General features: G+C 40.5%; 3 protein-coding genes. 1 reads left to right on the top strand and 2 read right to left on the bottom strand.

The genetic code is table 11. From position 1 onward, the window contains the following. Nucleotides 1–558, bottom strand: a 558-nt coding sequence (locus PSN35_RS07515) for a trimeric intracellular cation channel family protein (protein WP_300031645.1), incomplete at its 3' end; no start/stop codon positions are given. Next, nucleotides 555–1,139 carry a carbonic anhydrase gene (locus PSN35_RS07510; RefSeq protein WP_300031642.1) on the bottom strand — a complete coding sequence of 195 codons (585 nt, stop codon included), beginning with the start codon at nucleotides 1,137–1,139 and terminating at the stop codon, nucleotides 555–557. The genes PSN35_RS07515 and PSN35_RS07510, both read right to left, overlap by 4 nt. A gap of 251 nt (nucleotides 1,140–1,390) precedes the next feature. Here PSN35_RS07510 and PSN35_RS07505 point away from each other — a divergent pair, with 251 nt between their 5' ends. After that, nucleotides 1,391–1,666, top strand: coding sequence for a hypothetical protein (locus PSN35_RS07505; protein ID WP_300031639.1), 276 nt, complete (start codon nucleotides 1,391–1,393; stop codon nucleotides 1,664–1,666). Nucleotides 1,667–1,740: the final 74 nt, after the last annotated feature.

The following is a 1,740-nucleotide window of genomic DNA, read 5'->3' as shown; positions in this document are numbered from 1 at the left end:
TGCAATAATAGCACTTAAAGCAATGCCCACTTCATAGTACACGAGGGCAATAAACCCTAAAGAACCAAGCCAAGCAGCCGTAGCATACAGTGGGCTTTTAAAAACAATCGGGGTTTCGTTGCAGAGTAAATCTCTAAAAATACCGCCCATTGTTCCCGTAACAACCCCCATAAAGCTAGCGACCAACCAAGGTGCGCCCGCGGTCAATGCCACCATGGTGCCGGCAATGCTGAACGCTGCTAGACCGGCAGAATCCGGAATCAAAAACAATTTTGGAGAAATTGAAATAAAACGAGCGCCAATAAAAATAATAATGGCACTGGATAGTGACACAATAAAAAAGATTTGATCCTGAATCCAAAATACATCCAAATCTAACAACATATCGCGCAATGAACCGCCACCTAAGCCGGTAGTGATGGCAATAATAATAACGCCAAATAAATCAAAATGTCGAAAGCCAGATTTAAGCACGCCCGAAGCTGAAGACACCACAACAGCTATTAACGAAAGCCAGTACAAGCTGTTGGAAAATTCTTGAGTAATTTCTAAAGTCATAACAGATCCACCTTACCAGTGCCAATATGATAATACGCTGGCACAATAGTTAATTGATTATCTTTCACCATTTCTGGAAAATGTGCACCGGTTTGCTTCAACTCATCAACCACCAATTCAACATTGGCTAGCGTTACATTTTCAACCAAGTTTCCCGGCTGATCCTTGGCTTTATTGAACGCTGCATTGAGTGCAAAAGTAAGGCTTGGCAAATGTCCTTCTAATTGTTCATGATTGCAAGTTGCTGCTACCGCACCACATTGTGAATGCCCCATCACCATAATCAATGACACGCCGAGATGCAATACCGCATATTCAATACTGGCCACAATCATTTGATCAAGCACATTGCCCGCCACACGCACCACGTACAAATCCCCCAGGCCTTGATCAAACAATACTTCTGGTGGCACGCGAGAATCTGAACAACCCAAAATAATGGCAAATGGATGCTGGCCATGTTTAAGCTCAAAACGCCTCTCGCTGGTCTGATCAGGATGCTCAAGATGTGAAGCCATATAACGCTTATTGCCTTCTATAAGCCTTCTCAAATGTTCGTTATTAGCAACTATGTCTTTCATAAGGTCGAATTGTAACGCAATAACACCCCTTTATCGTTCATTTTAAAAATTTCGAAAATTTTTCATGACCGATTAAAAGATAAGGCTTATTTTAAGATTTTTCATGTTTTTAGGCTTAAAAACACAGATTTTTGCCGTTGTTATCCGAAATTTTGCGATTTTTAAGCACATTTTCATTATTTTCCAAATTTTTACAAGTAATATATCTACTGTAATCACAAAATAATCTTGAATAATCTGACGGAGTGGATATGAATTTTAAGAGCATGACCAAGCAGCAACTAAAAGACCATGGTGAAACCATTGGTGTTAAGCTTAATCTTAAACACAAGAAAGATGAGCTGATTGCGCAGCTTGTTGAAGCTACTGAACAAAAGCCTGAGCCAGTCGCTGCTCCAGAGCCAAAAGCAACCGCACCCGTTCAACCAGTGAGCACACCAAGCACCCCTGTTCAAGAGGAATTTGATATTAAAAAATATGCACTACCCATTGTGGTGGTTGTAGCATTACTAATCTGGCTGTTCTAGAAAAGAATAGCACCCCTTACTTTCAACAAGCCGCTTATTATTGAAATGGTTACTCTAACAATAAGCGGTAATTT

This window comes from Candidatus Thioglobus sp., assembly GCF_028599055.1.
Taxonomy (GTDB): Bacteria; Pseudomonadota; Gammaproteobacteria; order PS1; family Pseudothioglobaceae; genus Thioglobus_A.
This window is presented reverse-complemented; position numbering and strand designations above follow the sequence as displayed.